We start from the raw sequence: 21,647 nt of genomic DNA on the forward strand, positions 1-21,647 counted from the left end.
GGGAGTCGGTGCGTCAGCGCGCTCGACGGAACAGGACGGCGGCCGCGCTGCCGGCGATCAGCAGCGTGACGAGCGTGGCCCCGGACGCGGCGACGATGCCGTCCACGTACGCCTCGCGGGCGCGGGACGCGAGGTCGGGCCCGACGTCGGGTGACATCCGGCCGGCTTCGGCCAGGGTGCCGGCGAGCGTGCCGTCTCCGGACGTGTCGGCGGGCCCCAGCACCAGGCGGTACGTGGCCACGCTGATGGAGCCGAGCACGGCGATGCCCAGTGCCCCACCGAGTTCCGCGCCCGTCTCCGACACGGCACCGGCCGCGCCCGCCTTCTCCGGTGCCGCGGTGGCGAGCACCCGATCAGAGCCGAACGTCGTGCCGGTACCCACACCGAACGCAGCGATCACCATGCCGCACAGCAGGATCGCGAGCGTGGCGCCCGACCCGACGTCCGAGGGGAGGGCCACCGCACCGATCACGACGGCACCGACGAACATGACGGAGATGGCGCCGACGAGGATGACGGCCGGCGGGCGGCGCTTCATGATCAGGGGGGCCGTCAGTGAGGCGGTGGCCGTCGCGATCGCCGGGATCAGCGACCACAGTCCCGCCTCGAGGGTTCCGAGCCCCATGACGAGCTGAAGATATTGCGACAGCATCAGATTGAAGCCCGTGATGATGAAGACCGACACGAGGATGACGATCACCGCGACGGAGAACGCCGGGGTGCGGAACAGATCGAACTCGATGACGGGGTGCGTGCTCGCGCGTTGACGTCGCACGAACCACCAGCCGACGAGGAGCCCCACCGCGAGCGCGGCGGCCACCTGCCAGTCGAGGCCGTTCTGCGCGGCGTGCTTGAGCGCGTAGACGATACCGAGCATCGCGACGATCGAGGCGCCGACGGCGGGCAGGTCGAAGCGGCCGGGGTTCGGGTTCTTCGCCTCGGGCAGCATCACCGGCGCGGCGATCAGCAGGACCACCATGATCGGGATGTTGATGAGGAACACCGAGCCCCACCAGAAGTACTCGAGCAGCGCGCCCGCGATGACCGGGCCGAACGAGCCACCGCCGGCGAATCCGGCCGTCCAGATTCCGATGGCGACACCGCGCTGCACGGGGTCGACGAAGAGCTTGCGCAGCAACGACAGTGTCGACGGCGCGAGGGTGGCGCCGCCGATTCCGAGAAGCACCCGCGAGGCGATGAGGGCCTCCGGGGTGTGCGAGAAGGCGGCGGCGACGGACGCGATGCCGAAGACGAGCGACCCGATCATGAGCAGCCGACGGGTGCCGATGCGGTCGCCGAGGGAGCCCATCGTGACCAGTAGGCCGGCGAGCATGAAGCTGTAGATGTCGAGGATCCACAGCTGCTGCGAGCTGCTCGGCTGGAGATCCTCGGTCAGCGAGGGCAGGGCGAGGTACAGGACCGACATGTCCATCGAGACGAGGACGATGGGGACGACGAGGACGGCGAGACCCCACCACTCGCGACGCCCCGCCCGTTCGGTGGCGGGCGTGTCGGTGCTGGTCATGCGAGATCCGTTCGAGAGTGCGTGTGGTGGTGCTCCGTGAGGGGAACACCCTGCATTGCAACACACGGAGCGGGTCGGAAAAGAATCCGCTCCAGCCGGTGAGAGGGAACGAACATGCGGGTGGCAGTACTGGGAACCGGAACGATGGGCGCGGGCATGGCGGGGTCTCTGCTCCGCGGCGACCACGAGGTGACGGTGTGGAACCGCAACGCCGATCGCGCGGCGCCGCTGAAGGACCAGGGGGCGACCGTCGCGGACGATCCGGCGGCCTGCGTCGCTGACGCCGACGTGATCGTCACGATGCTCTACGACGAGTCGGCCACCGCGGACACGGCCACCACCTTCCTGTCCGCGGTGAAGGACGGCGCCGTGTGGGTCCAGTCCGCGACCGTCGGTCCGGCCGGCGCCCGACGGCTGGCCGATCTGGCGCAGCACCACGGGGTCGCCTTTCTCGACTGCCCGATGCTGGGGACCAAGGAGCCGGCGGAGTCGGGCAAGCTGACGGCGCTGGCCTCCGGACCCGCCGAGGCGCTCGAGTCGGTGCGCCCGGTGCTCGAGTCGTTGACGGTGAAGATCGTGAACGCGGGGACGGCGCCCGGCCGGGCGAGTGCGCTCAAACTGGCGTGCAACGCGATGGTGTCCACGCTCACGGCGGCCACGGCGCAGTCACTCGCGATGGCGTCGGAACTGGGCCTGGAGCCCTCGCTCGTCCTCGAAGCGCTCGACGGTGGTCCGATCAACGCGCCGTACACACAGATGAAGGGCCGCTCGATGATCGAGCGCGACTTCACCCCGTCGTTCGGGATCGACGGCGTGGTCAAGGACGTCGACCTGATGATCGATGCGGTGGATCCGCGCACCTCCCGCCTGCTGCAGGCCGTGCGCAGTGCGTACGTGGACGCGAGCGTCGCGGGGCACGGCGCCGACGATCTGGCGGCCGTCGTCACGGCCTTCGAGAACGACGAGGGGTTCCAGGGCTGAGTCGTCAGGGGGCAGTCGGGCGATAACAGACGCCCGCCGCCGCTCCTCGCCGTACGTTCGGGTGGACCGATGACGAACGAGCGAGACGAGAACGACGATGAGTGATCTGCACGTGGTGGCCACCATTCCGGTGACGGACGGCTTCGACGAGGTGCTGGAGGCGATGCGGCAGTTCGCCGTTCTCACGCGCGAGGAGGACGGCTGCCTGGAGTACGACGTCTACACCTCGAACGCGGCGCCCGACACCATCGTCACCGTCGAGGTGTGGCGGGACCAGGCGGCCCTCGACGGGCACATGGCGTCACCGCACATGGCCGACGTCATGGGTCGCCACGGCGCCAAGCTGGGCGCCCTGGCGATCCACCCGTTGACGCCCGCCTGAGTCAGGCGAGGCGCGGTTCGTCCCGGTAGGCCGCGCGGTCGTCCTCCGGGTCGGACCGGGCGACGAGCGAGTAGACGAGACCGGACACCGCGAGCAGGGCGACCATCACGAGGACGGCGAGCCAGCCGGTCGAGTCCATGGCGTCCGCCGCGATGCGCTCGAGCCCGGCGGCGAGCCACCCGACGGGCGTGAAGGACGCGGCCTTGCCGAAAACGGAGCTGTCGGGCGACCCCACCAGGGCTCCGCCTGCCAGGACCAGCTGGACGAGCAGCAGCACCAGGTTGATCGACTGGCCGACGGCACGGCCGAACGCCATCTGCACGGCGCCCGCCGCGGCCAGGAACGCCGCGGACCCCAGGAACAGCAGGACGATGCCGCCGAGGAGCGAGCCGAAACTCAGGCCGTCGCCGACGAACCAATAGGCGATACCCGCAGCTGCGGTGACCGCGAGTGCGCCGAGGGCGGGTGCGATCCGAGCGAGGCGGTCCCGGCGCGACAGCAGTCGCATCAGGCTCACGGCGGCGGCTGCGGCAACGGCCACCAACGCCGCGATCAGGTAGTAGTTCGACGGGGTGCTGCCCTGCACGACGAGGGTGGTCTGCGTCTGGCCGTTCTCGTCGGTGGTCGTGGTCGCCGCCACCGCGTTCGCCGCGGGCAGCGACGTCTGCGCGGTCTTCACGTTGGTCTGCAGGCTGCTGACGACGCCGCCGATCGGCTCGATCCCGGTCGCGATCTGGTCGGTGCCCGCCTTGAGCTGTTTGCCACCGTCGTCGAGCTGGATGATGCCGTCGTTCAGCTGACCGGCTCCCGTGGCGAGCTGCGCGCTGCCGTCGACGGCGGTGTTCACACCGGTGACGAACTCACTGGACGGATCGTCGAGCTGGAACGCGAGCAGGGCGGCGCCGTCGCGCAGCTGGTTGATCTGGGAGACGGTGTCGGGGCCGATGCCCTGCGCGTTCAGCGTGTCGATCAGCTCACGCAGCTGCCGTGCCGCGTCGGTGGTGATCGGGTTGTTCAGCACCTCGATGCGGTTCGCGACGTCCGCGATGGACGAGGTGACCTGAGCCTGCTTCTCGCCGAGCGCCAGCAGGGGCGTCGTCAGCTGGTTCACGCCGCCGCTGATCTGCACGGCGCCGTCACCGAGCTGGCCCACTCCGCCCTGCAGCTGCACGAGTCCGCCGGCCAGCTGAGAGTTGCCGTCCGCGAGCTGCTGGGACCCGGAGCGCGCCTGCCCGAGGCCGTCGGAGAGCTGGGTGACTCCGTCGGTGAGCTGCGGCGCCGCGTCGGTCAGCTGAGTGAGTCCACCGCTGAGCAGGCTCAGGGGCAACTGCGTCTGGGTGAGAGCCGAGCGCGTCTTCGCCAGCGGGTCTCCCGCGGCGGGGGTGCTGCCGTCCGTGCCCTCGGAACCGTCTGCCGAGGTGGTGGTCTCGGAACTGCTCTGCGAGGCCAGGGGAACGACGTCGTTCCCGCTGAACGACGCGTAGAGGCCGGCCAGGAGCAGGGGGAGGGCGATCACGAGAACGACGATCACGGGCCGCGACAACGTGGCGACGAGACCCGAACGCGGGGCACCGTGTGCTGAGGGAGAAGTCATGATACTGCTCAGGCTAACCGGTGCCGACGCGCTCGACGGACCGTGCCGAGCACCGATCGTGCCCGTAATGCCCGGTGACCTGCGCGATTAAGAAGTCGGTGAGGATCGCGCCCGGTTGCGGGGGAGCAGATCCCACACGTGCTGCGTCTCGTTCACCGACGCTACCGTACGTCTGCCGCTGCGCGAGAACAGTATTCGCGTGACCGAGACGTAGTCGATCGGGAAGGTCAGAGGCATGGCGGTGCCGAGCAGATCCTGCAGGTGGACGTTGATCACCCCGCCGTGGGCGAAGATCGCGACCGTGTCCTCCGGCTCCGCGTCCCGCACCACCGAGGCGATGTCGTCGAACACCCGTCGGCGGAAGGCGTCGGCGTCCACCGCGCTCGGCAGATGCCCGGCCTTGATGCGCTCGAACTCGGCGGGGAACTTCTCGCGCGCCTCCTCGATGGGGAGGTAACCCGGGAAGTCCCGGTCGTACTCCGCCAGACCGTCGAGAACGTCCACCGGGAGTCCGGTGTCCGCGGCGAGCGGTTCCGCGGTCTGCCGGGCGCGCAGTTGTGGACTGCTGACGATGCGCGCGAGCCGATGGGCGCGCAGCCCGTCGGGCACGCGCGCGGCCTGCTCGAGTCCCAGCGGTGCGAGTGCGGGATCGGCATCCGCGTCGGAACGCAGTGGCAGAGCATGGCGGATCAGCAGCAGTTGCACAGCGGCCACTGTCTCACGGCCACTGTCTCGCGGTCATGAGAGCGTTCGGAGTTCCGCGACCAGCCGGGCGGGCGCCGTCCGCCGGAACGACATGTCGAGCAGTTCGTCGACCTCGGCCCAGTCGGGGGTGCCGATCGTCAGGTCGAGTCCTACCCAGCCGCTCGCCGCGGTGTACGCGGGTTCGAAGAATCGCTCGTCGTCCAGCAACGCCGCTCGCTCGTCGGTGTCGGGCAGAACCTGCAGCGACCGATCCCAGCGGGTGGAGTGATGGTCCCCCTTCACCGTGGCGCCGTAGATCGCGAAGACCTTCGTGGTGCGGAAGTTCGGCCGGCCGTGGGAGACCTTCTCGGAGGCACCGGGCAGGCGTAGGGCTCGCTCCCGCACCCTGACCAACAACGGATCGTCGTCGCGGAATCGCACGGGATGCTCCATGACCGAGGAGACTAGGCCCTCGTCATCGAGCCGGGCGGTCGATCGCCATCACCACGTGGTCGGTGGGGTCGATCGGATTGTCCGGGGTGAGGTGGGCCTCGGCGACACGTCGGTACCCGGCCTTCTCGAGCGCGCGCCACGACGCCACGTTGCCGGCGGCCACCGGAACGACGACGCAGGTGGCGGCCGGGTATCGCCGCCACGTGTCGGCCGTGAACTCGATCAGCACGCGGGTGCCGAGGCCGTTCCCGACGAGGCGCCCCTCGCCGATGAGGTAGTCGATGGTGACGGCCTCCGCGGGCGCGGGCCAGAACGGTGCCAGCTCGTCGACGTACTCCGGGTAGTCGTGCCATCGGGCGCGCTGGAGCAGGCCGACGGGGGTTCCGTCGTCGAGGGCGAGCGAATCCTCGGACGGTTCCTCGCCGCGGGCGGACGCCCCGAAGTCGCGGGCGACGGCCTCGGCGGTGACCTCGTGGTTCCACCACCGCGCCACGTGGGGGTGCGACAACCAGCGCGCGAGCAGCGGAAAGTCGTTCTCGGTGACCCGCCGGAAGGTGATCATGATCAGCGCATGGACACGAGTTCGTGCACGTCGTCGTACGGGAGCATCCCGTCCACCGTGGCCATGACCTGCATGCGGTTCAGAACGATGTAGCCGTCGTGGTTGTCGAGGAACGCGGTGTCGGACGCGTCCCGCCCGGTCGCGATCCGCACCAGGCTCTGCCTCGGGGCCAGCCGCGTCGCGTCGACCACACGCCAGACACCGTCGACGTAGGCCTCCGCGACGGCGTGGAAGTCCATCGGGTCGCAGCCGGGTGCGTAGACCGCGACGAGTCGGGCCGGCACGGTCATGGCGCGCAGCAGTGCGACGACGAGATGCGTGTAGTCGCGGCAGACTCCGCTGCCCGCGAGGAGCGTGTCGGTGGCGCCGTCGATGGGGTCGCTGCTGCCGGGTACGTAATGGAGACGGCGGCCGACCCAGGCGGACACGCGCTCGAGCACGTCGGCATCCGAGGTGTAGCGCCCGAACTCGGTCGCGGCGAAGCCCAGGAACTTGTCCGATTCGCTGTACCGGCTCGGCCGCAGGTAGACGGACAGGTCTCGCTCGACCACCGGGGCGGGATCCGCCTCGCCTTCCACGCGGGCGCGGTAGTCGACGACGAGTTGTCCACGCCCACAATCGAAACGGTGGATGCGCCCGCCGGTCTCCGCGCGGATCTCCGTGGGTGTGATCTCCTCGCCGTCGAGCCGGAACGACAACGATTCGGTGACCGTCGTCCCCGGTAGCTGCGCGACCGCGATCTGGAACTCGAGGTTGGTGGGGTCGACGACGGTCACGTCGAGGTGGGCAGATACGTCACGCGTCACTACCGCATGATGCCACCGGTCACGGGCGGAAGATCGCCCGGACCGCGTGTGGTCCGGAAGCCCCGCGCTTCGATGACTTTCGATCCGCCGCCATGTCTGTCCAGTGGCAGGCCTGTCCAGTGGCAGGTCTCGAACACGACGGAGGATGTGGAGTCGCATGTCGAACGAGTTGGACAGAGAGCGCGTCGCGGCACTGACCGCGACGCAGAGGCAGGCAACGGTCGCGGTACTCGAAGGACTGTCGAACACCGAGTGGCAACAACCGACTCTGTGCGAGGGTTGGACCGTTGCCGACCTGGCGGCGCATCTGTCGATGTCTTTTCGGGTGAGCTTGCCCAAGTTGTTGGTGACGATGATTCGAGAACGCGGCAGCTTCGACCGCGCGGCCGACCGTCTTGCCCGCCGTGACGCCGCGACGATGGGCCGAGTCGAACTGATTGCCGCGCTCCGAGACAACATCACCACCGAGTGGAGTCCACCGGGAGGTGACCTCGTCGATTCGTTGTGCCACGACGTCGTTCACGGACTCGATCTGACGGAGGGACTGGGACTGCCCGCGACCGCCACGACGCCGCAACTGGAGGTGGTGCTTCGCACGATCGAGTCCAGGAATCGGATGGCCTATTTCGGCGCCGACCTCGACGGGTGTGCACTTCAGGCGTCCGACATCGACTTCCGCATCGGAGACGGCGACACCTTGATCTTGCCGGCGAAAGCGGTTGTCCTGATCCTCACCGGCCGGGCGACCGTGCACGATCATCGTGGAGCGTGACAGATCGGCCCCCGACTCCGGCACGGCCGCACCTGTGATCCGATGCCCGGGAGGCCCGCCGCCCTCCTCAGCCCGCTTCGCGCCCATCCTGCACCGTCGGGCCCGCACCCAGAGCCCACCGGATGGCGGTGGTGACGGCGATGCCGCTCGCGCGCACGGCGGTGGCCTCGGTGATCGGGAGGTAGGGGAGCCGGAGCGGGAAACGGGTCCAGCGCGGCATCATCGACACCGCCACCGACGACAGCAGACCGTAGGCGGGGCGTACTGCCAACGGGATCGGTGGGTTGAGCAGGATGAAGCGGGCGGTGCGACGTGCTGCGGGAGTGCCGCGCAGTTCGGGCCGGTACATCGCCAGCATCTCGTTCAGCTCGTCGACCGTCTCGGGCACGTCCTCGGCGCCGAGCCCGCGAGCGACCCAGGCCGACTCCCGGACGTAGGCGTCGCGGCCGCCGGCATCGAGAGGTCGGGCACCGTAACGATCGTGCGCGCGCAGGAAGCTGTCGATCTCCGCGACGTGGACCCACCGCAGCAGGTGCGGATCCGACGCGGCGTACGGCCGCCCGTCCGGCGCGACACCCGTGATGCGCTTGTGCACGGCGCGCACGATCCGCACGGCGCGCTCCGCGTCCTCGATGGTGCCGAACGTGGTCTCGGCGAGGAAGGTGCTGGTGCGCTGCAGCCGTCCCCAGGGGTCGCCGCGGTATCCGGAATGCTGGTCGACCGCCGCCATCGCGAGAGGGTGCAGTGACTGCAGCAGAAGAGCGCGCATGCCGCCGACGAACATCGAGGCGTCGCTGTGCACGCGATGTACCGCGGAGTCCGGGCCGTAGCGCCGGGGTCCGGTGGAGAGGTGGATGCGGTCGCGTCGTGCGGGGCCCTCGTCGCCCGCGATGCGAGCGAAGATGGTCTCGCCGACGCGCTGCTGGACGGAACTGAGAGGGTTCATCTCTCCAGTGTGCGCTCGCGCGGCGATCAGCCGACGGAGACAGTTCTCACCAGCGCCGCGACTCGCCGGGGCTGATCGATCATGGCGTGGTGGTGCGACGGGGACACCACGGCGAAGCGGCCGCCGAGGTAGTGGGCCAGACGCTGCTGGCGCCGCAACCACTGCGCTCCCCACGGGGTCCGTCGTCCCGTGTGCGCGGCCGCCACGATGACGGGGACGGACGGAACGGGCGTCGCGCGGCGCAGGCGGTTCAATTCGAGGGCCATGTCGGCGTACACCGCGTACTCGATCGCGGCGGCCTCCAGATAGGAGGGATCGCGGTAGATGCGGCGGAGATCGTCGATTCGGTCGGGCGCGTACCCGTCCGGGGGAATGGCCTGCGTCAGGACGTGGCGCACCGGATCGGCGAGCAACCGTTGCAGACCGGCGGCCGAGACGATGCGGGCGATCACGCGAGTCACCGGAATGCGGATGCGCGGCGGCACCAGGGCCGACGGCGACTTCTCGACGCTCGAGTCGAGCAGCACGAGCGCCGCCGTGCGCGCGGGGTACGACCGCGCGAAGCCCTCGACGTAGAAGCCGGCCATCGAGTGCCCCACCAGGACCACGGGGTCCGTCATCGCGAGGGCGTCCAGGACGGCGAGGATGCGATCGGCCTCCTCGTGCACCGTCGGCACCCGGTCCGGAGGCAGCGGTTCGCTGTCGCCGAAGCCCGGTCGATCGATGGCCACCGTCGTGTGGCCGGCCGCCACCAGCAGCGCGGACACGTCGATCCAGTCGTGCCACGTCGAGGCGAGCCCCCCGCACAGCACGACGACCGGGGCGGGCGCCGCCGCCGCGTCAGGACGGGAGACCACCACGTGCACGGCGGTCCCCAGTACGTCGACGACCACCTCGCCGTTCGGTTTCATGTGAAACATTCAGCTCCGCGGCTTGGCCAACGGGAACGCGAGGGTCTCGCGGATCGACCCGCCCGTGATGAGCATGACCACCCGGTCGACACCCATTCCGAGGCCACCGGTCGGCGGCATGCCGTGCTCGAGCGCCTGGAGGAAGTCCTCGTCCAGTTCCATCGCCTCGGGATCGCCGCCCGCGGCGAGCATCGACTGCGCGGTGAGACGAGCGCGTTGGTCCACGGGGTCGGTCAACTCGCTGTAGGCGGTGCCCAACTCGACCCCCCACGCCACCAGATCCCACTTCTCGGCGACGCCCGCGATGCTGCGGTGGGGCCGGGTCAACGGGGACATCGACGTGGGAAAATTGGTGTAGAACGTCGGGAACTCGGTGAAGTCCTCGACGAGGTGCTCGTACATCTCCTGCGCCACGGCCCCCTCGTCCCAGGTCGACTGATACGGGACGTCGTGCAGATCGCACAGCCGCTGCAGCTCCGCGAGCGGTGTGTCGGGCCGGACGTCGGCACCGATCTTCTCCGCGACGGCGCCGTGCATGGTCTTCACCGGCCACTCGCCGGAGATGTCGATCTCCGTCATGGTGCCGTCCTCGGCCGGCCGGTAGATCACCTCGCGGCCGTGCGCGGCCACGGCGGCGCGCTGGATCAGCTCCCGGCACAACACCATCGCGCGCTCGTAGTCGCTGTGCGCCTCGTAGGCCTCGAGGATCGTGAACTCCGGATTGTGCTTGAAGTCGGCGCCCTCGTTGCGGAACACGCGACCGATCTCGAAGACCCGCTCCATGCCGCCGACGCACAGCCGCTTGAGGTACAGCTCCGGCGCGATACGGAGGTAGAGATCGAGGTTGTAGGCATTGATGTGCGTGAGGAAGGGTGCCGCGTTCGCGCCGCCGTGAATCTGTTGCAGGATCGGCGTTTCCACCTCCATGTATCCGCGGTCGCCCAACGTGTCGCGCAGCGACTTCACCACCGCGCTGCGAGCACGCATGAGGGCGCGCGCCTGCGGATTGATCTCCATGTCGACGTAGCGCTGACGCACCCGCGCCTCGGGATCGGTGAGCCCGCGGAACTTGTCGGGCAGCGGGTGCAGCGATTTCGCGTTCATGCGCCAGTCGCTCACCAGCAGCGCGAGCGCTCCGGTGCGACTGCGACCGACCACTCCCGTGCAGGAGATCAGGTCGCCCAGGTCGAAATCGGACGTGAAGCGTCGCAACCGATCTCGATCGATGCGCTCGCTGTCGAGGAGGATCTGCAGGTCCCCGCTCCAGTCGCGCACGAGGCCGAAGACGACGCCGCCGTAGTCGCGGATGCGCAGCAGGCGACCGGACACGCGCACGGTGGTGCCCTCCGGGGCGTTCGCCGCGGAGTCCACGGTGTGGGTGGGCGGATGCGCGACGGGGTAGGCGTCGACGCCGTCCGCGGAGAGCCTGTCCAGCTTGGATATCCGCACCCGGACCTGTTCCGGCCGTCGCCGGCCGGGCAGCGTGTCGACGGGTGTGTCGTCGGGCTCGCTCCCGTCGGCGTGCAGCGTGCCGTCGGCCAGCAGCGCGGCGGGAACAGCCTGTCGGGTGCCGGTGTGAGTGCGTGCACCGAGGCCCGGCAGCGTGAGGAAGCCCTCCGCGATGGCCGATGCGGTACCCACCTTCGGCAGATCGCGGTTGTCCTCGAAGCACAGGTACCGCGGTACCCACTCGGGCTGGTACTTGAGGTTCGATCGGTACAGCGCCTCGAGCTGCCACCATCGCGAGAAGAACACGAGCGTCGAACGCCACAGGCGCAGAACAGGTCCCGCACCGATGCGGCCGCCCTCCTCGAACACGGAGCGGAAGACGGCGAAGTTCAGGGACACCTTGGTGATGCCCACGGTGTCCGAGCGGGACGCGAGCTCGGAGACCATGAGCTCGACGGTGCCGTTGGGTGAGGCGGGATCACGGCGCATGAGGTCGAGCGATGCTCCGCTCGCGCCCCAGGGCACGAGGGAGAGGGTGCCGACGACGCGGTCGTCCGCATCGAGCACGGCCTCGACGAGCAGGCAGTCGCCGTCGAGAGGGTCGCCGAGGCGCCCGAGTGCCATGGAGAACCCTCGTTCGGTCTCGGTGTCACGCCAGCGGTCGGCACGCTCGACGATGCCCGGCCACTCGTCCTCGGGGATGTCGCGATGCCGTCGGATGCGCACCGTCACGCCCTTGCCGCGCGCCCGATTGACCGCTTGGCGCACCGGGCGCATGTCGGGTCCGTTCAGGCTGAACGAGCGGGTCTGCAGGATCGCCTCGTCGCCGAGTTCGAGCACGGCGAGTCCCGCCCGCCGGAACGCGGCGGCACCGGTCTCGCTCGCTCCCATCACCGCCGGGGCCCACCCGTACCGAGACGACATCTCGAGCCACGCCTCGATCGCGTGAGGCCAGGACTCCTCGAGGCCGATGGGATCGCCGCTGGCGAGGCACACTCCGACCTCGACGCGATAGGTGATGGCGGCCTTGCCGTTCGGTGCGAAGACCACCGCCTTGTCGCGGCGGGTGGCGAAGTAGGCCAACGAGTCGTCGTGGCCGGAGCGGGCGATGAGTCCGCGTAGCGCCGACTCGTCCGTGCCGGTGAGGGCGTTGCTCGCACGCTGCGAGCGGAACAGTGTCACCACCGCCGCGGCGAGGGCGACGAAGGCGAGCAGTCCCAGAAGAAAGTTGAGGAATCCGTGTGGTCGGCCGCTGAACTGCTCGTTGTCCACCAGTGCCAGGCCGGCCACTCGGTTGAGTGACCACAGAAAGGTCTCGTTCCGCGGCAGCGAACCCGGGAAGGCCTCGAGCAGCGCCCAGCCGGCGAGGATGCCGACGATCAGACCGGTGACGAGAACACCGAGTGCCTTCCATCCGGCGCCGCGTCGGACCTTGGTGTCGAACTCGGTGCGGGAGGCGAGCAGCAGTGCGAGCACCGCGACCTGCAGGACGAGTCCGATCCAGGACCCGACGCTGCCGGGATCGTCCACCAGGGTCGATACGTTCACCACCGCGGATCCGGCCGTGTAGAGAAGAGCGATCCACCACGCGACGCGTTTGCGCGTCGACAGCGCCGCGGCGACCAGCGCGACCACGAAGCCGTAGGACAGGCTCGTGTCGGGAGCGTCGATGACGTACGAGTCGAGCCACTCGCGGGGTACGTGGACGAGGGCTCGGAGCGCGGGTGACAGGCTCCACAGGAGGACCAGCGTCGCGTAGACACCGAGCACGAGGCCGACGTGGTGCGGCACCTGCCGCAGGCGCCCCTTGTGGCGCGACCGGCGATCGGCGCGGGCGACGCGGGACGCGTCGGACAGGCCTGACGGGGACGGTGATGCAGTGCCCGCGGCGGATGCCGCCGGGGTCGCCTGTGTGGCCATGATCGAGCGCCTCCTGCCGGGACCGTGGATGACGGGACGAGCCCGTGCTCCGCAGGACACAGGCTGTGACAGACAACTATGCAGCGTTCGATGCCGCCGCGCGCCCTGTGCTGCGCGGCGGGTCGTCACGAAGGGCCGGGAACCGGAACGACGTCGGGTTCGTTGGCCGGGCAGCACCGATCCGAATACGGATGAATCGGGCGAAACGAGAAGGGATCTCTCACATGGGCGTCAGCCTGACCAAGGGTGGCAACGTGTCTCTCACGAAGGCCGCACCGAATCTGACCGCGGTGTCCGTCGGACTCGGATGGGATCTGCGCACGACGACCGGAACGGATTTCGATCTCGACGCCAGCGCCATCGCGCTCGGCCCGGACAAGAAGGCGCCCGGCAACGAGTACTTCGTCTTCTTCAACAATCTGAAGACTCCGGACGGCTCGATCCAGCACACGGGTGACAACAAGACCGGTGAGGGCGACGGCGACGACGAGGTCATCGACGTCGATCTCGCAGCGGTCCCGTCCACCGTCGACATCGTCACGTTCCCCGTCTCGATCTACGAGGCCGACGCGCGCTCGCAGTCGTTCGGCCAGGTCCGCGGCGCCTACATCCGTGTGATCGACAAGTCGAACGGCACCGAGCTCGCCCGTTACGACCTCACCGAGGACGCCTCGACGGAGACCGCCATGGTCTTCGGCGAGCTGTACCGCAACGGTGCGGAGTGGAAGTTCCGCGCCGTCGGCCAGGGCTACGCCTCCGGACTCGCCGGCATCGCCCGCGACTTCGGCATCAGCGTCTGATCAGTCTCGACGCCTGACCTCGGGGCGGTCGGCTCGTCGCCTCGCGCGCACGATGCCGACCGCCCCGATGATCATGCCCACGATGGACAGCACGTCCGACTCGGTGAATCCGTGCTGGAGTGAGAACACCACCAGCACACGGCCCTCGAGCGGCGCGTTGAAGAGCAGCCAGCCGATCGACGCGAGCACCACCGCGGAGATCGACCAGGCGTTCGGCCGCGCCAGGCACCACGCCGACGCGGCGAACAGCGAGTTCATGACCACGAGTGCGTGGAAGATGTCGATCACGGGGTGGGTTTCCTCGTCTGGGTCCGATGCAGGGCGGGTGTCACAGGAAGGTCGAGAGCAGCCGATGCCCGCCGGCGGCCTTGGCTCGGTACATCATCGAGTCCGCACCCCGCGTCGCGCGGTCGATCGCCCCGGGTCCGGAACTCCACAGCGACGAGTCGGGATTCAACACGGCGACGCCGACGCTGGCGGTCACGGGAATGGTGTCCTGTCGATCGTGGACCGTCTCGGTGACACGGGCGACCACCGACTCGACGTCACCGTCCACATCGGTGAGGACCGCCACGAACTCTTCGCCGCCGGTTCGCGCGAGCACCCCGTGGCCGTCGAAGAGCTCGGCGAGCCGGGTCGCGACCAGGACGATCACGGTGTCGCCCTGATCGTGTCCGAAGCGGTCGTTGACGCTCTTGAAACGATCGATGTCGATCATCACGACCACCACGGGCGATGTGGTCGCGAGTGCCGTCTCCCACAGATCCTCGACCGAGTTCTGCAGACCGCGGCGGTTCCTGACGCCGGTCAGCGAATCGAGGTCCGAGGCTTTCGCGTCCGTCGATACGAGTGACCACGCGATGGACGCGAAGACCGGCACCCCACTGCTCGCGCCGCTGGCCACCAGCACCGCGGCGATCGCGTCCCACGGCCCCCACAGGTTCTGGACGTACGCCAGGGTGCCGATGAGGACGATGACGGCATTGGTGAACGCGAGATGGGCGAGCAGCACTCGTGGGCTGAGGAAGAACGTGCAGAGAGCGCCGTTGATCGCGAACAGGAAGGTGCCGATCAGTGCCGACGTCGGGGTGTCCAGCAGGATCACGGACGTGATGCCGACGTCGCCGAAGATCAGGAACCCGAGGAACTGCGCCTTCGTGTCCGGCGTCGGTCCCGTGAGCACCCAGATCATCGCGGCGATCTGCAGTGCCAGCACGAGGAAGACGTAGACGATCGCCGGCGTGCCGGAGGGGCCGTTGGGCGAGGCGAGCATCAACATGGACACGGTCGCGTTGAGCAGCACCGCGCCGGCGAAGACCAGCCGGATGATGCCGTGGATGGACCGGGTGGAGTGATGGACGAAGATCCAGTCGAAATCGTGCGGCGTGGTCAGCCACCGACGCACGACGTCGAGTGCGCTGTCCCGAGGCCGGTGGGTGAGGGGCCTGCGTTGCGCGTTGCGGATGCGCCGGGATCCGCTGTGTCGACCCGGGCGAGCGCGATCGCGGGACGCGCGGACGCGCTGCGTGACCGGCGGACGGGTCGGGTGCGACATGCGTGGAGAATCCCTTCGAACTCGATGCGACCCCCGACGCGGCGTGTGTCCCTGCTGGTGACCAGTGAAGTGTACGTGTAGTCGGTTTGGTCGGCCCGAAACCGGTGAAAGATCGGGTATTCGTGGTAGGTAGCCGAGATCATCCCTCGACGTACGATCGGCCGCATGACCGCTGTGTTCCCTGCCAGGCTTCCCGTCGTGTGCGCGCCGATGGCCGGAGGCCCGTCCACCCCCGCCCTGACCGCTGCCGTGAGCGATGCCGGTGGCCTGGGGTTCCTGGCCGGAGCGCTGCTGAGCCCGGAGGCGCTCGACGGCCGGCTCTCCGAGATCGAGTCCCTCACGTCGGCGCCGTACGGCGTCAATCTCTTCCTCCCGTCAGCGCACATCGCGGTCGCCGACGAGATGGAGTCGTACCGCGCCGCGCTGGCCCCGATAGCCGCCGAGTTCGGGGTCGAACCCGGCCCGGCGACACCCGGCCCCGACGACATCGACGCGGTGATCGACGTGGTGCTCGCCCACCGCCCGGCGGCCGTGTCGGTCACGTTCGGTCGACCCGGCGCCGAGCTCACCGCCCGCGTGCACGAGATCGGCGCCCTGATGATCGGGACGGTCACCTCGGTCGACGAGGCCCGCGAGGCCGTCGAGGACGGGGCCGACATGCTCGTCGTCCAGGGCAGCGAGGCCGGTGGACACCGGGGCGTCTTCACGGACGACGCGTCGTCTCCTCGAGGCGGTGACGCGATGTCGCTGCCGTCCCTGCTGCTCGCCGTCGGACTGTCGGTCGACGTGCCCTTGATCGCGGCCGGCGGGATCATGGACGGGTCCGGCGTGGTGGCCGCTCTCGGGCTCGGCGCCGTCGCTGCGCAGATGGGCACCGCGTTCCTGTGCTCCGACGAGGCCGGTACCTCGGCGGTGCACCGCGCCGCACTGCTGGACCGTCGCTACCGGCGCACCGTGGTGACGCGTGCGTTCTCGGGACGACCGGCTCGGGGACTCGAGAACGAGTTCGCGGCGCAGTTCACGGCCTCCGCACCGGCCGGCTATCCCGATGTCAACGCGATCACGGGCCCGATCCGCACCGCGGCGACGGCTGCCGGCCGAGCGGACGTGCCCAACCTGTGGGCCGGTACCGGGTGGCGTTCGGTGATCGCCGCGCCGGCCGCGGACATCGTCGCGCGGATCGTCGCCGAGATGGAGACCGCCTAGAACCTCAGGACGGGTCTGCGGTCGGGGACCGGTCCTGACTTCCCGCGAGGAGGATCGACGCGATCAGCTCGGGGTTGTCCGTCATCGGCACGTGGCCGACCCCGGGGACCGAGATGACGCGGGCGTGCGGGAAGCGGCGACGGACGCCCCGCACCTGGTAGTGCGGCAGGATCAGGTCTCGCGTGCCCCACGCCACCGTCACCGGCACCAGCGGTTCGGTGAGTGGCGGGAACTCGAACGGCGCGTCGATGCCCGCGTCGATCATCGCGTTGGTGGTGAGTGACGAGGCGTCGACGACGGCGGCCTCGTACGACACCCTGCTCGGATGCGCGAAGAACGGCAGCAGCGTGGGGTACCGCACCGCCCGCATCTTGAGCGCCGTCGGTGTGGCCTTGCCGAACGTGCGCGCGACGGTCCGCATCGCGCGGAACGTCACCATGGTTCGAGCCTGGTCGGTGTGGTTGAGGAAGAAGCCGGCGGGGGACAGCGCGGTGGCCGACGCCACCTCACCCTGCGCGGCGAGACACAGCGCGACGTAGCCGCCGAGCGAGTTGCCGGCGATGTGCACCTGGTGGTCCGGCTCCTCGATCTCGCGGACGAACTCGGTGACCTCGTTCTGGAGCGTGAGCAGCACGTTCTCACCGGACTCGTGCAGCGGCTCCGACTCCCCGTGCCCGGGCAGGTCCACGGTCACGACCCGCCGATAGGGCGTGAGCAGGTCCAGCACCGCGTCCCACGCCTGGCGGCGGTGAACGACTCCGTGCACCAGTACGAGGGTGGGACCGTGACCGTCGACGTCGTAGCGCAGTGTCATGGGCGGATGGTAGCGGAGCCCGGCGCAGTGCCTGTCACTCGGCGTACACAGACAATCCGTTCATGAGCTGAGAACCCGGTCGATCGCCGCGACGGCGTCGGCCAGCGCCTCCTCGGTCACGGTCAGCGCGGGACGGAACCGGACGCTGCGCGAGCCGCACCCCAGCATGATCACCCGCTCGTCGACGAGGAGCCGCGTGATCAGTCGATCGCGAGTCGCGGTGTCCGGCAGTGAGAACGCCCGGAACAGGCCGCGTCCCCGCACGTCGGAGATCGACGGGTGACGCACCGCGAGTGCGTCGAGAGCGGCGCCGAGGATCGCGCCCCTCTCCGCGGCGCGGGCGATGAGGCCGTCGCGTTCGATCACCTCGAGGATCCGCCGTGCCCGCACCATGTCGGCCAGGCCGCCGCCCCACGTCGAGTTGATCCGGGATCCGACCTCGAAGACGTTGTCGCGCACCATGTCCACGCGGCGGCCCGCCATGATGCCGCACACCTGGGTCTTCTTGCCGAAGGCGAGGACATCGGGTTCGATGCCCAGCTGCTGGTGCGCCCACGCGGTGCCGGTGATGCCCGCCCCGGACTGGACCTCGTCGACGACGAACAATGCGTCGAACTCGTGGCACAGAGCCTGCAGCCCGAGGAGGAACGACGGTCGGAAGTGATGGTCGCCGCCCTCGCCCTGGATCGGCTCGACGATGGCGGCGGCGATGTCGTCGGGGAACGACTCGAACGCGGCCCGCGCAGCGGCCAGTGAGCGCGCCTCGAGAGCGTCCATGTCCGCGCCCTCGCGCAGGTACGGCGACGGGATGCGGGGCCAGTCGAACTTCGGGAAACGCGCGACCTTGATCGGATCCGTGTTGGTGAGCGACATGGTGTAGCCCGACCGGCCGTGGAAGGCGTGCTCGAGGTGCAGGATCCGTCCGCCCAGTGCCGGGTCGAGACCGCGGGACTCGTTCAACCGGCTCTTCCAGTCGAAGGCCACCTTCAGGGCGTTCTCGACGGCGAGCGCACCGCCCTCGACGAAGAAGAGGTGGGGTAGTTCGGGGATGCCGAGCACGCGCGCGAAGGTCGCGACGAAGCGGGCCATCGGCTCGGAGTAGAGGTCGGAGTTGCTCGGCTTGTGCAGCGCGGCCGTCAGCAGATCCGCCCGGAACTCGTCGTCGCGGGCGAGCGACGGATGGTTCATCCCGAGCGCGTTCGAGGCGAAGAACGTGAACATGTCGAGATAGGACGCACCGGTCCGCGCATCGACGAGTGTGGAGCCGTGCGACCGCTCGAGGTCGAGAACCATGTCGAAGCCGTCGGCCAGGATGTGGCGCGACAGCACGTCGTGGACCGACTCCGGCGCACCGGCGGGAACGGGGGTGGTGGGCCGCGATGGCAGTACCTGCGTCATGAAGGCGAAAGTACGCGATAAAATACTGTCAAACAACAGCTGGGCCGGAATAAATCCTGTCACGACCATCGGAGACAATGAATCCATGACATCGACCGTCGACCTGTCCGCCCGTACGTCCGAGCTGCTCGCCGCAGTCGGGGCCGCGCCGCTCGACCACGACTCCGGCCTGGCCGCGACCAGCCCGATCACCGGTGCGGTGCTGGGCCACGTGCCGCTCACGAGCGACGTGGACTCGGTGATCGCCGCAGCCGCGGACGCCTACCCGTCGTGGTCTCTCGTTCCCGCGCCGGTACGCGGCGGTCTGGTGCGTGAGCTGGGTGAACTGCTCCGCGAACACAAGGACGCACTCGGTGAGCTGGTGTCCATCGAGGCCGGCAAGATCGTCAGCGAGGGCCTCGGCGAGGTCCAGGAGATGATCGACATCTGCGACTTCGGCGTCGGACTGTCCCGCCAGCTCTACGGCAACACCATCGCCACCGAGCGGCCCGGCCACCGGATGATGGAGCAGTGGCACCCACTCGGAGTCGTCGCCGTGATCACGGCCTTCAACTTCCCGGTCGCGGTGTGGTCGTGGAACACCGTGCTCGCCCTCGTCGCCGGCGACACGGTGGTGTGGAAGCCGTCGGAGAAGACGCCCGTCACCGCGGTGGCCGTGCAGGCGCTGTTCGAGGAAGCCGCACGCCGTGCCGGGGTGTCGCCGGCGGTGGCGCAACTCGTCGTCGGTGACCGTGCCGTCGGTGAGACCCTCGTCGACGATCCGCGCATCGCCCTGGTCTCCGCCACCGGATCGACCCGCATGGGCCGCGAGGTGGGCCCCCGCGTCGCGGCACGGTTCGGCCGCGTGCTCCTCGAACTCGGCGGCAACAACGCCGCGATCGTCTGTCCGAGCGCCGATCTCGACCTCACCGTCCGCGGCCTGGTGTTCTCCGCGGCCGGCACGGCCGGTCAACGGTGCACGTCCCTGCGCCGCGTCATCGTGCACGAGTCCGTCGCCGACACCCTCGTCGACCGACTGGGTACCGCGTACTCGTCGTTGCCCGTCGGGTCGCCGCTCGACTCGTCGACGCTGGTCGGACCGCTGATCGACGAGGCCGCGCACGACGGGTACGCCGACGCGTTGGAGCTCGCGCGGAAGGACGGCGGCACCGTCGTCGCGGGTGGTGAGCGGGTGCGAGTGGCGGGCGCCGAGGACGGTGTCTACGTCCAGCCGGCCATCGTGCGGATGCCCGCGCAGACCGACGTGGTGCGCCGTGAGACGTTCGCGCCCATTCTGTACGTCATGACCTACAGCGATCTGGACGAGGCCATCGCCCTCCACAACGACGTACCGCAGGGGCTGTCGTCGTCGATCTTCACGACCGACCTGCGCGAGGCGGAACGCTTCCTGTCGGCGGCAGGGTCGGACTGCGGCATCGCGAACGTGAACATCGGCCCGTCGGGCGCGGAGATCGGCGGCGCGTTCGGCGGCGAGAAGGAGACCGGTGGCGGGCGCGAATCGGGCAGTGACGCCTGGAAGTCCTACATGCGACGCACCACCAACACGGTCAACTACAGCTCGGAGCTGCCGCTCGCCCAGGGGGTGACGTTCCTGTGACTGCGGGAAGGCCGGAGGCCGGCCGGGATCATGCGGGAAGGCCGGAGGCCGGCCGGGATCATGCGGGAAGGCCGGAGGACGGCCGGGATCACGCGGGAAGGCCGGAGGACGGCCGGGATCACAGCAGCGATCGAACGGTCGAGATCCGCGACGAGGTGATCAGGCTGGGGCAGTTCCTCAAGCTGGCCGACCTCATCGAGTCGGGGTCCGAGGCGAAGGCCGTCATCGCGGACGGTCTCGTCGAAGTCAACGGTGAGACCGAACTGCGCCGAGGACGTCAGCTCCGTGCGGGCGACACCGTCACCGTCGGCGGGGTGTCCGCCCGCGTCGCTCAGGCCTGAGCTGCCGGTCAGCCCTGAGGCGGGAGGGGTTGCGCCGCGACGACGACACCGTCGTCGTCGCTGTAGACGAACTCGCCGGGGATGAAGGTAACTCCGCCGAACTCGACTGTGACGTTCTTCTCACCCGACCCTGTCTGCGTGCTCTTGCGCGGGTTGGTTCCCAGCGCCTTCACCCCGATGGCGAGAGTCGTCAGGATGGCCGAGTCGCGCACGGCACCGTTGACGATGACGCCCGCCCACCCGTTGTCCACACCGCGCCCGGCGATGATGTCGCCGACGAGGGCGGTGTGGACACTCGCGTCGCCGTCGACCACCAGGACTCCGCCGTTGCCGGGCTCCGACAATGTCTGCTTGACCAGCAGGTTGTCCTGAAAGCAGCGAATGGTGGTGATGGGTCCGCAGAACTCCCGCACGGCCCCGAGCTGACGGAACTGCGTGTCGCAGCTCCGGATGTCCGGCCCGATGGTGTCGGCGAGATCGGCGGTCGCGATGAAGGTGCTCATGGCGTCACAGGCTAGCGGCAGTCCTTCGGCACGTCGGGTCACGCTGTCGGGGACACCCGCCGGGGCGGCGGTAGGTGCGTCGGCGGTTCGGTCCCTCGAGGTCGATTGGACGGTGCAGGTCGGGGGAACCCGCACGTCATGAGTACAAGTCACGACGGCAACGACGGTCACACCGGTGACGAGACTGCGCGCGACGCCACCCGAGAGGACCACCCCATGTCCGGCCAGAACCCCGATCCCGCAGAGACTGCAGGACTCGAACCCGGTGGCAGCATCGTGCCGGGTGACACGCCGCCGGACTCCACGTCGGCCGCGGGTCCCAATCATGAACCGCCTCAGCGCACTCGGACACCCGCGATCGTGTTCCTGGTCGCGGTCGGCGTCGTCGTGGTGCTGATCGTCCTCGGTGTCGTGGGCAGGATCGCGGGCCTCGTCTAGAGCCCCCGAC

At 69.3% G+C, this 21,647-nt stretch carries 22 protein-coding genes; 8 read left to right on the plus strand and 14 right to left on the minus strand.

Going from position 1 to position 21,647, the window contains the following annotated elements:
- Positions 1 to 13: 13 nt before the first annotated feature.
- Entirely contained in the window at positions 14 to 1,525 is a 1,512-nt protein-coding gene (locus HQ314_RS10830) for an MFS transporter (protein ID WP_027505920.1), read from the minus strand.
- A 114-nt stretch (positions 1,526 to 1,639) separates the two neighbouring features.
- Here HQ314_RS10830 and HQ314_RS10835 point away from each other — a divergent pair, with 114 nt between their 5' ends.
- Both HQ314_RS10835 and HQ314_RS10840 read left to right on the plus strand, forming a co-directional pair.
- A complete protein-coding gene (locus HQ314_RS10835) occupies positions 1,640 to 2,506 on the plus strand; it encodes an NAD(P)-dependent oxidoreductase (RefSeq protein ID WP_222649999.1) in 867 nt (288 codons plus the stop codon).
- Positions 2,507 to 2,603: 97 nt separating this feature from the next.
- A complete protein-coding gene (locus tag HQ314_RS10840; protein WP_027505918.1) occupies positions 2,604 to 2,888 on the plus strand; it encodes a putative quinol monooxygenase in 285 nt (94 codons plus the stop codon).
- A 1-nt stretch (position 2,889) separates the two neighbouring features.
- Here the strand turns inward: HQ314_RS10840 and HQ314_RS10845 are convergent, their stop codons facing one another.
- From HQ314_RS10845 to HQ314_RS10865, 5 genes are all read right to left on the minus strand, one after another.
- Positions 2,890 to 4,482 carry a phage infection protein gene (locus HQ314_RS10845; protein WP_222650000.1) on the minus strand — a complete coding sequence of 531 codons (1,593 nt, stop codon included), beginning with the start codon at positions 4,480 to 4,482 and terminating at the stop codon, positions 2,890 to 2,892.
- Between the two features lie 87 nt (positions 4,483 to 4,569).
- Positions 4,570 to 5,187, minus strand: coding sequence for a histidine phosphatase family protein (locus HQ314_RS10850; RefSeq protein ID WP_027505916.1), 618 nt, complete (start codon positions 5,185 to 5,187; stop codon positions 4,570 to 4,572).
- Between the two features lie 33 nt (positions 5,188 to 5,220).
- Entirely contained in the window at positions 5,221 to 5,619 is a 399-nt protein-coding gene (locus HQ314_RS10855) for an MmcQ/YjbR family DNA-binding protein (RefSeq protein WP_222650001.1), read from the minus strand.
- 22 nt (positions 5,620 to 5,641) lie between these two features.
- Positions 5,642 to 6,181 carry a GNAT family N-acetyltransferase gene (locus HQ314_RS10860; protein ID WP_204869464.1) on the minus strand — a complete coding sequence of 180 codons (540 nt, stop codon included), beginning with the start codon at positions 6,179 to 6,181 and terminating at the stop codon, positions 5,642 to 5,644.
- A gap of 2 nt (positions 6,182 to 6,183) precedes the next feature.
- A complete protein-coding gene (locus HQ314_RS10865) occupies positions 6,184 to 6,987 on the minus strand; it encodes a transglutaminase family protein (RefSeq protein WP_308119352.1) in 804 nt (267 codons plus the stop codon).
- A 157-nt stretch (positions 6,988 to 7,144) separates the two neighbouring features.
- On the opposite strand from HQ314_RS10865, the gene HQ314_RS10870 reads away from it, so the two are divergent.
- Positions 7,145 to 7,759: a maleylpyruvate isomerase family mycothiol-dependent enzyme gene (locus tag HQ314_RS10870; RefSeq protein WP_051613396.1), complete on the plus strand. Its 615-nt coding sequence runs from the start codon at positions 7,145 to 7,147 to the stop codon at positions 7,757 to 7,759.
- Between the two features lie 67 nt (positions 7,760 to 7,826).
- On the opposite strand, the gene HQ314_RS10875 is transcribed toward HQ314_RS10870, so the two are convergent.
- From HQ314_RS10875 to lysX, 3 genes are read right to left on the minus strand one after another with little or no spacing between them, the layout of a single operon-like run.
- Positions 7,827 to 8,705 carry an oxygenase MpaB family protein gene (locus tag HQ314_RS10875; RefSeq protein ID WP_222650003.1) on the minus strand — a complete coding sequence of 293 codons (879 nt, stop codon included), beginning with the start codon at positions 8,703 to 8,705 and terminating at the stop codon, positions 7,827 to 7,829.
- A 26-nt stretch (positions 8,706 to 8,731) separates the two neighbouring features.
- The gene (locus HQ314_RS10880) at positions 8,732 to 9,616 is read right to left on the minus strand and encodes an alpha/beta fold hydrolase (protein WP_261781506.1); all 885 of its coding nucleotides are present in this window, start codon (positions 9,614 to 9,616) and stop codon (positions 8,732 to 8,734) included.
- Between the two features lie 9 nt (positions 9,617 to 9,625).
- Complete coding sequence (gene lysX, locus HQ314_RS10885) at positions 9,626 to 12,985, minus strand: bifunctional lysylphosphatidylglycerol synthetase/lysine--tRNA ligase LysX (RefSeq protein WP_222650005.1); 3,360 nt, start codon at positions 12,983 to 12,985, stop codon at positions 9,626 to 9,628.
- A 224-nt stretch (positions 12,986 to 13,209) separates the two neighbouring features.
- On the opposite strand from lysX, the gene HQ314_RS10890 reads away from it, so the two are divergent.
- Positions 13,210 to 13,785, plus strand: a complete 576-nt coding sequence (locus HQ314_RS10890; protein WP_027505908.1) for a TerD family protein — start codon at positions 13,210 to 13,212, stop codon at positions 13,783 to 13,785.
- Here the strand turns inward: HQ314_RS10890 and HQ314_RS10895 are convergent, their stop codons facing one another.
- Together HQ314_RS10895 and HQ314_RS10900 are read right to left on the minus strand one after the other, a co-directional pair.
- Positions 13,786 to 14,073 (minus strand): hypothetical protein, encoded by a 288-nt coding sequence (locus tag HQ314_RS10895; protein WP_231476344.1) that lies wholly within the window; start codon positions 14,071 to 14,073, stop codon positions 13,786 to 13,788.
- A 40-nt stretch (positions 14,074 to 14,113) separates the two neighbouring features.
- Positions 14,114 to 15,340, minus strand: a complete 1,227-nt coding sequence (locus tag HQ314_RS10900) for a diguanylate cyclase (RefSeq protein ID WP_222650006.1) — start codon at positions 15,338 to 15,340, stop codon at positions 14,114 to 14,116.
- A 165-nt stretch (positions 15,341 to 15,505) separates the two neighbouring features.
- On the opposite strand from HQ314_RS10900, the gene HQ314_RS10905 reads away from it, so the two are divergent.
- A complete protein-coding gene (locus HQ314_RS10905; RefSeq protein WP_156380436.1) occupies positions 15,506 to 16,546 on the plus strand; it encodes a nitronate monooxygenase family protein in 1,041 nt (346 codons plus the stop codon).
- A 4-nt stretch (positions 16,547 to 16,550) separates the two neighbouring features.
- On the opposite strand, the gene HQ314_RS10910 is transcribed toward HQ314_RS10905, so the two are convergent.
- Positions 16,551 to 17,360: an alpha/beta fold hydrolase gene (locus HQ314_RS10910; RefSeq protein WP_027505905.1), complete on the minus strand. Its 810-nt coding sequence runs from the start codon at positions 17,358 to 17,360 to the stop codon at positions 16,551 to 16,553.
- 60 nt (positions 17,361 to 17,420) lie between these two features.
- On the minus strand, positions 17,421 to 18,758 hold the full coding sequence (lat, locus tag HQ314_RS10915; RefSeq protein ID WP_222650007.1) for an L-lysine 6-transaminase: 1,338 nt from the start codon (positions 18,756 to 18,758) through the stop codon (positions 17,421 to 17,423).
- Between the two features lie 85 nt (positions 18,759 to 18,843).
- Here lat and HQ314_RS10920 point away from each other — a divergent pair, with 85 nt between their 5' ends.
- Positions 18,844 to 20,355, plus strand: a complete 1,512-nt coding sequence (locus HQ314_RS10920) for an aldehyde dehydrogenase family protein (protein WP_222650008.1) — start codon at positions 18,844 to 18,846, stop codon at positions 20,353 to 20,355.
- A gap of 143 nt (positions 20,356 to 20,498) precedes the next feature.
- Entirely contained in the window at positions 20,499 to 20,696 is a 198-nt protein-coding gene (locus tag HQ314_RS10925) for an RNA-binding S4 domain-containing protein (protein ID WP_027505902.1), read from the plus strand.
- Positions 20,697 to 20,704: 8 nt separating this feature from the next.
- Here the strand turns inward: HQ314_RS10925 and rraA are convergent, their stop codons facing one another.
- On the minus strand, positions 20,705 to 21,199 hold the full coding sequence (gene rraA, locus HQ314_RS10930) for a ribonuclease E activity regulator RraA (protein ID WP_056440786.1): 495 nt from the start codon (positions 21,197 to 21,199) through the stop codon (positions 20,705 to 20,707).
- A 138-nt stretch (positions 21,200 to 21,337) separates the two neighbouring features.
- On the opposite strand from rraA, the gene HQ314_RS10935 reads away from it, so the two are divergent.
- The gene (locus HQ314_RS10935; RefSeq protein WP_231476342.1) at positions 21,338 to 21,637 is read left to right on the plus strand and encodes a DUF6480 family protein; all 300 of its coding nucleotides are present in this window, start codon (positions 21,338 to 21,340) and stop codon (positions 21,635 to 21,637) included.
- Positions 21,638 to 21,647: the final 10 nt, after the last annotated feature.

Origin of the sequence: Rhodococcus sp. BP-332, from assembly GCF_019836065.1 — a bacterium.
Taxonomy (GTDB): Bacteria; Actinomycetota; Actinomycetes; order Mycobacteriales; family Mycobacteriaceae; genus Rhodococcoides.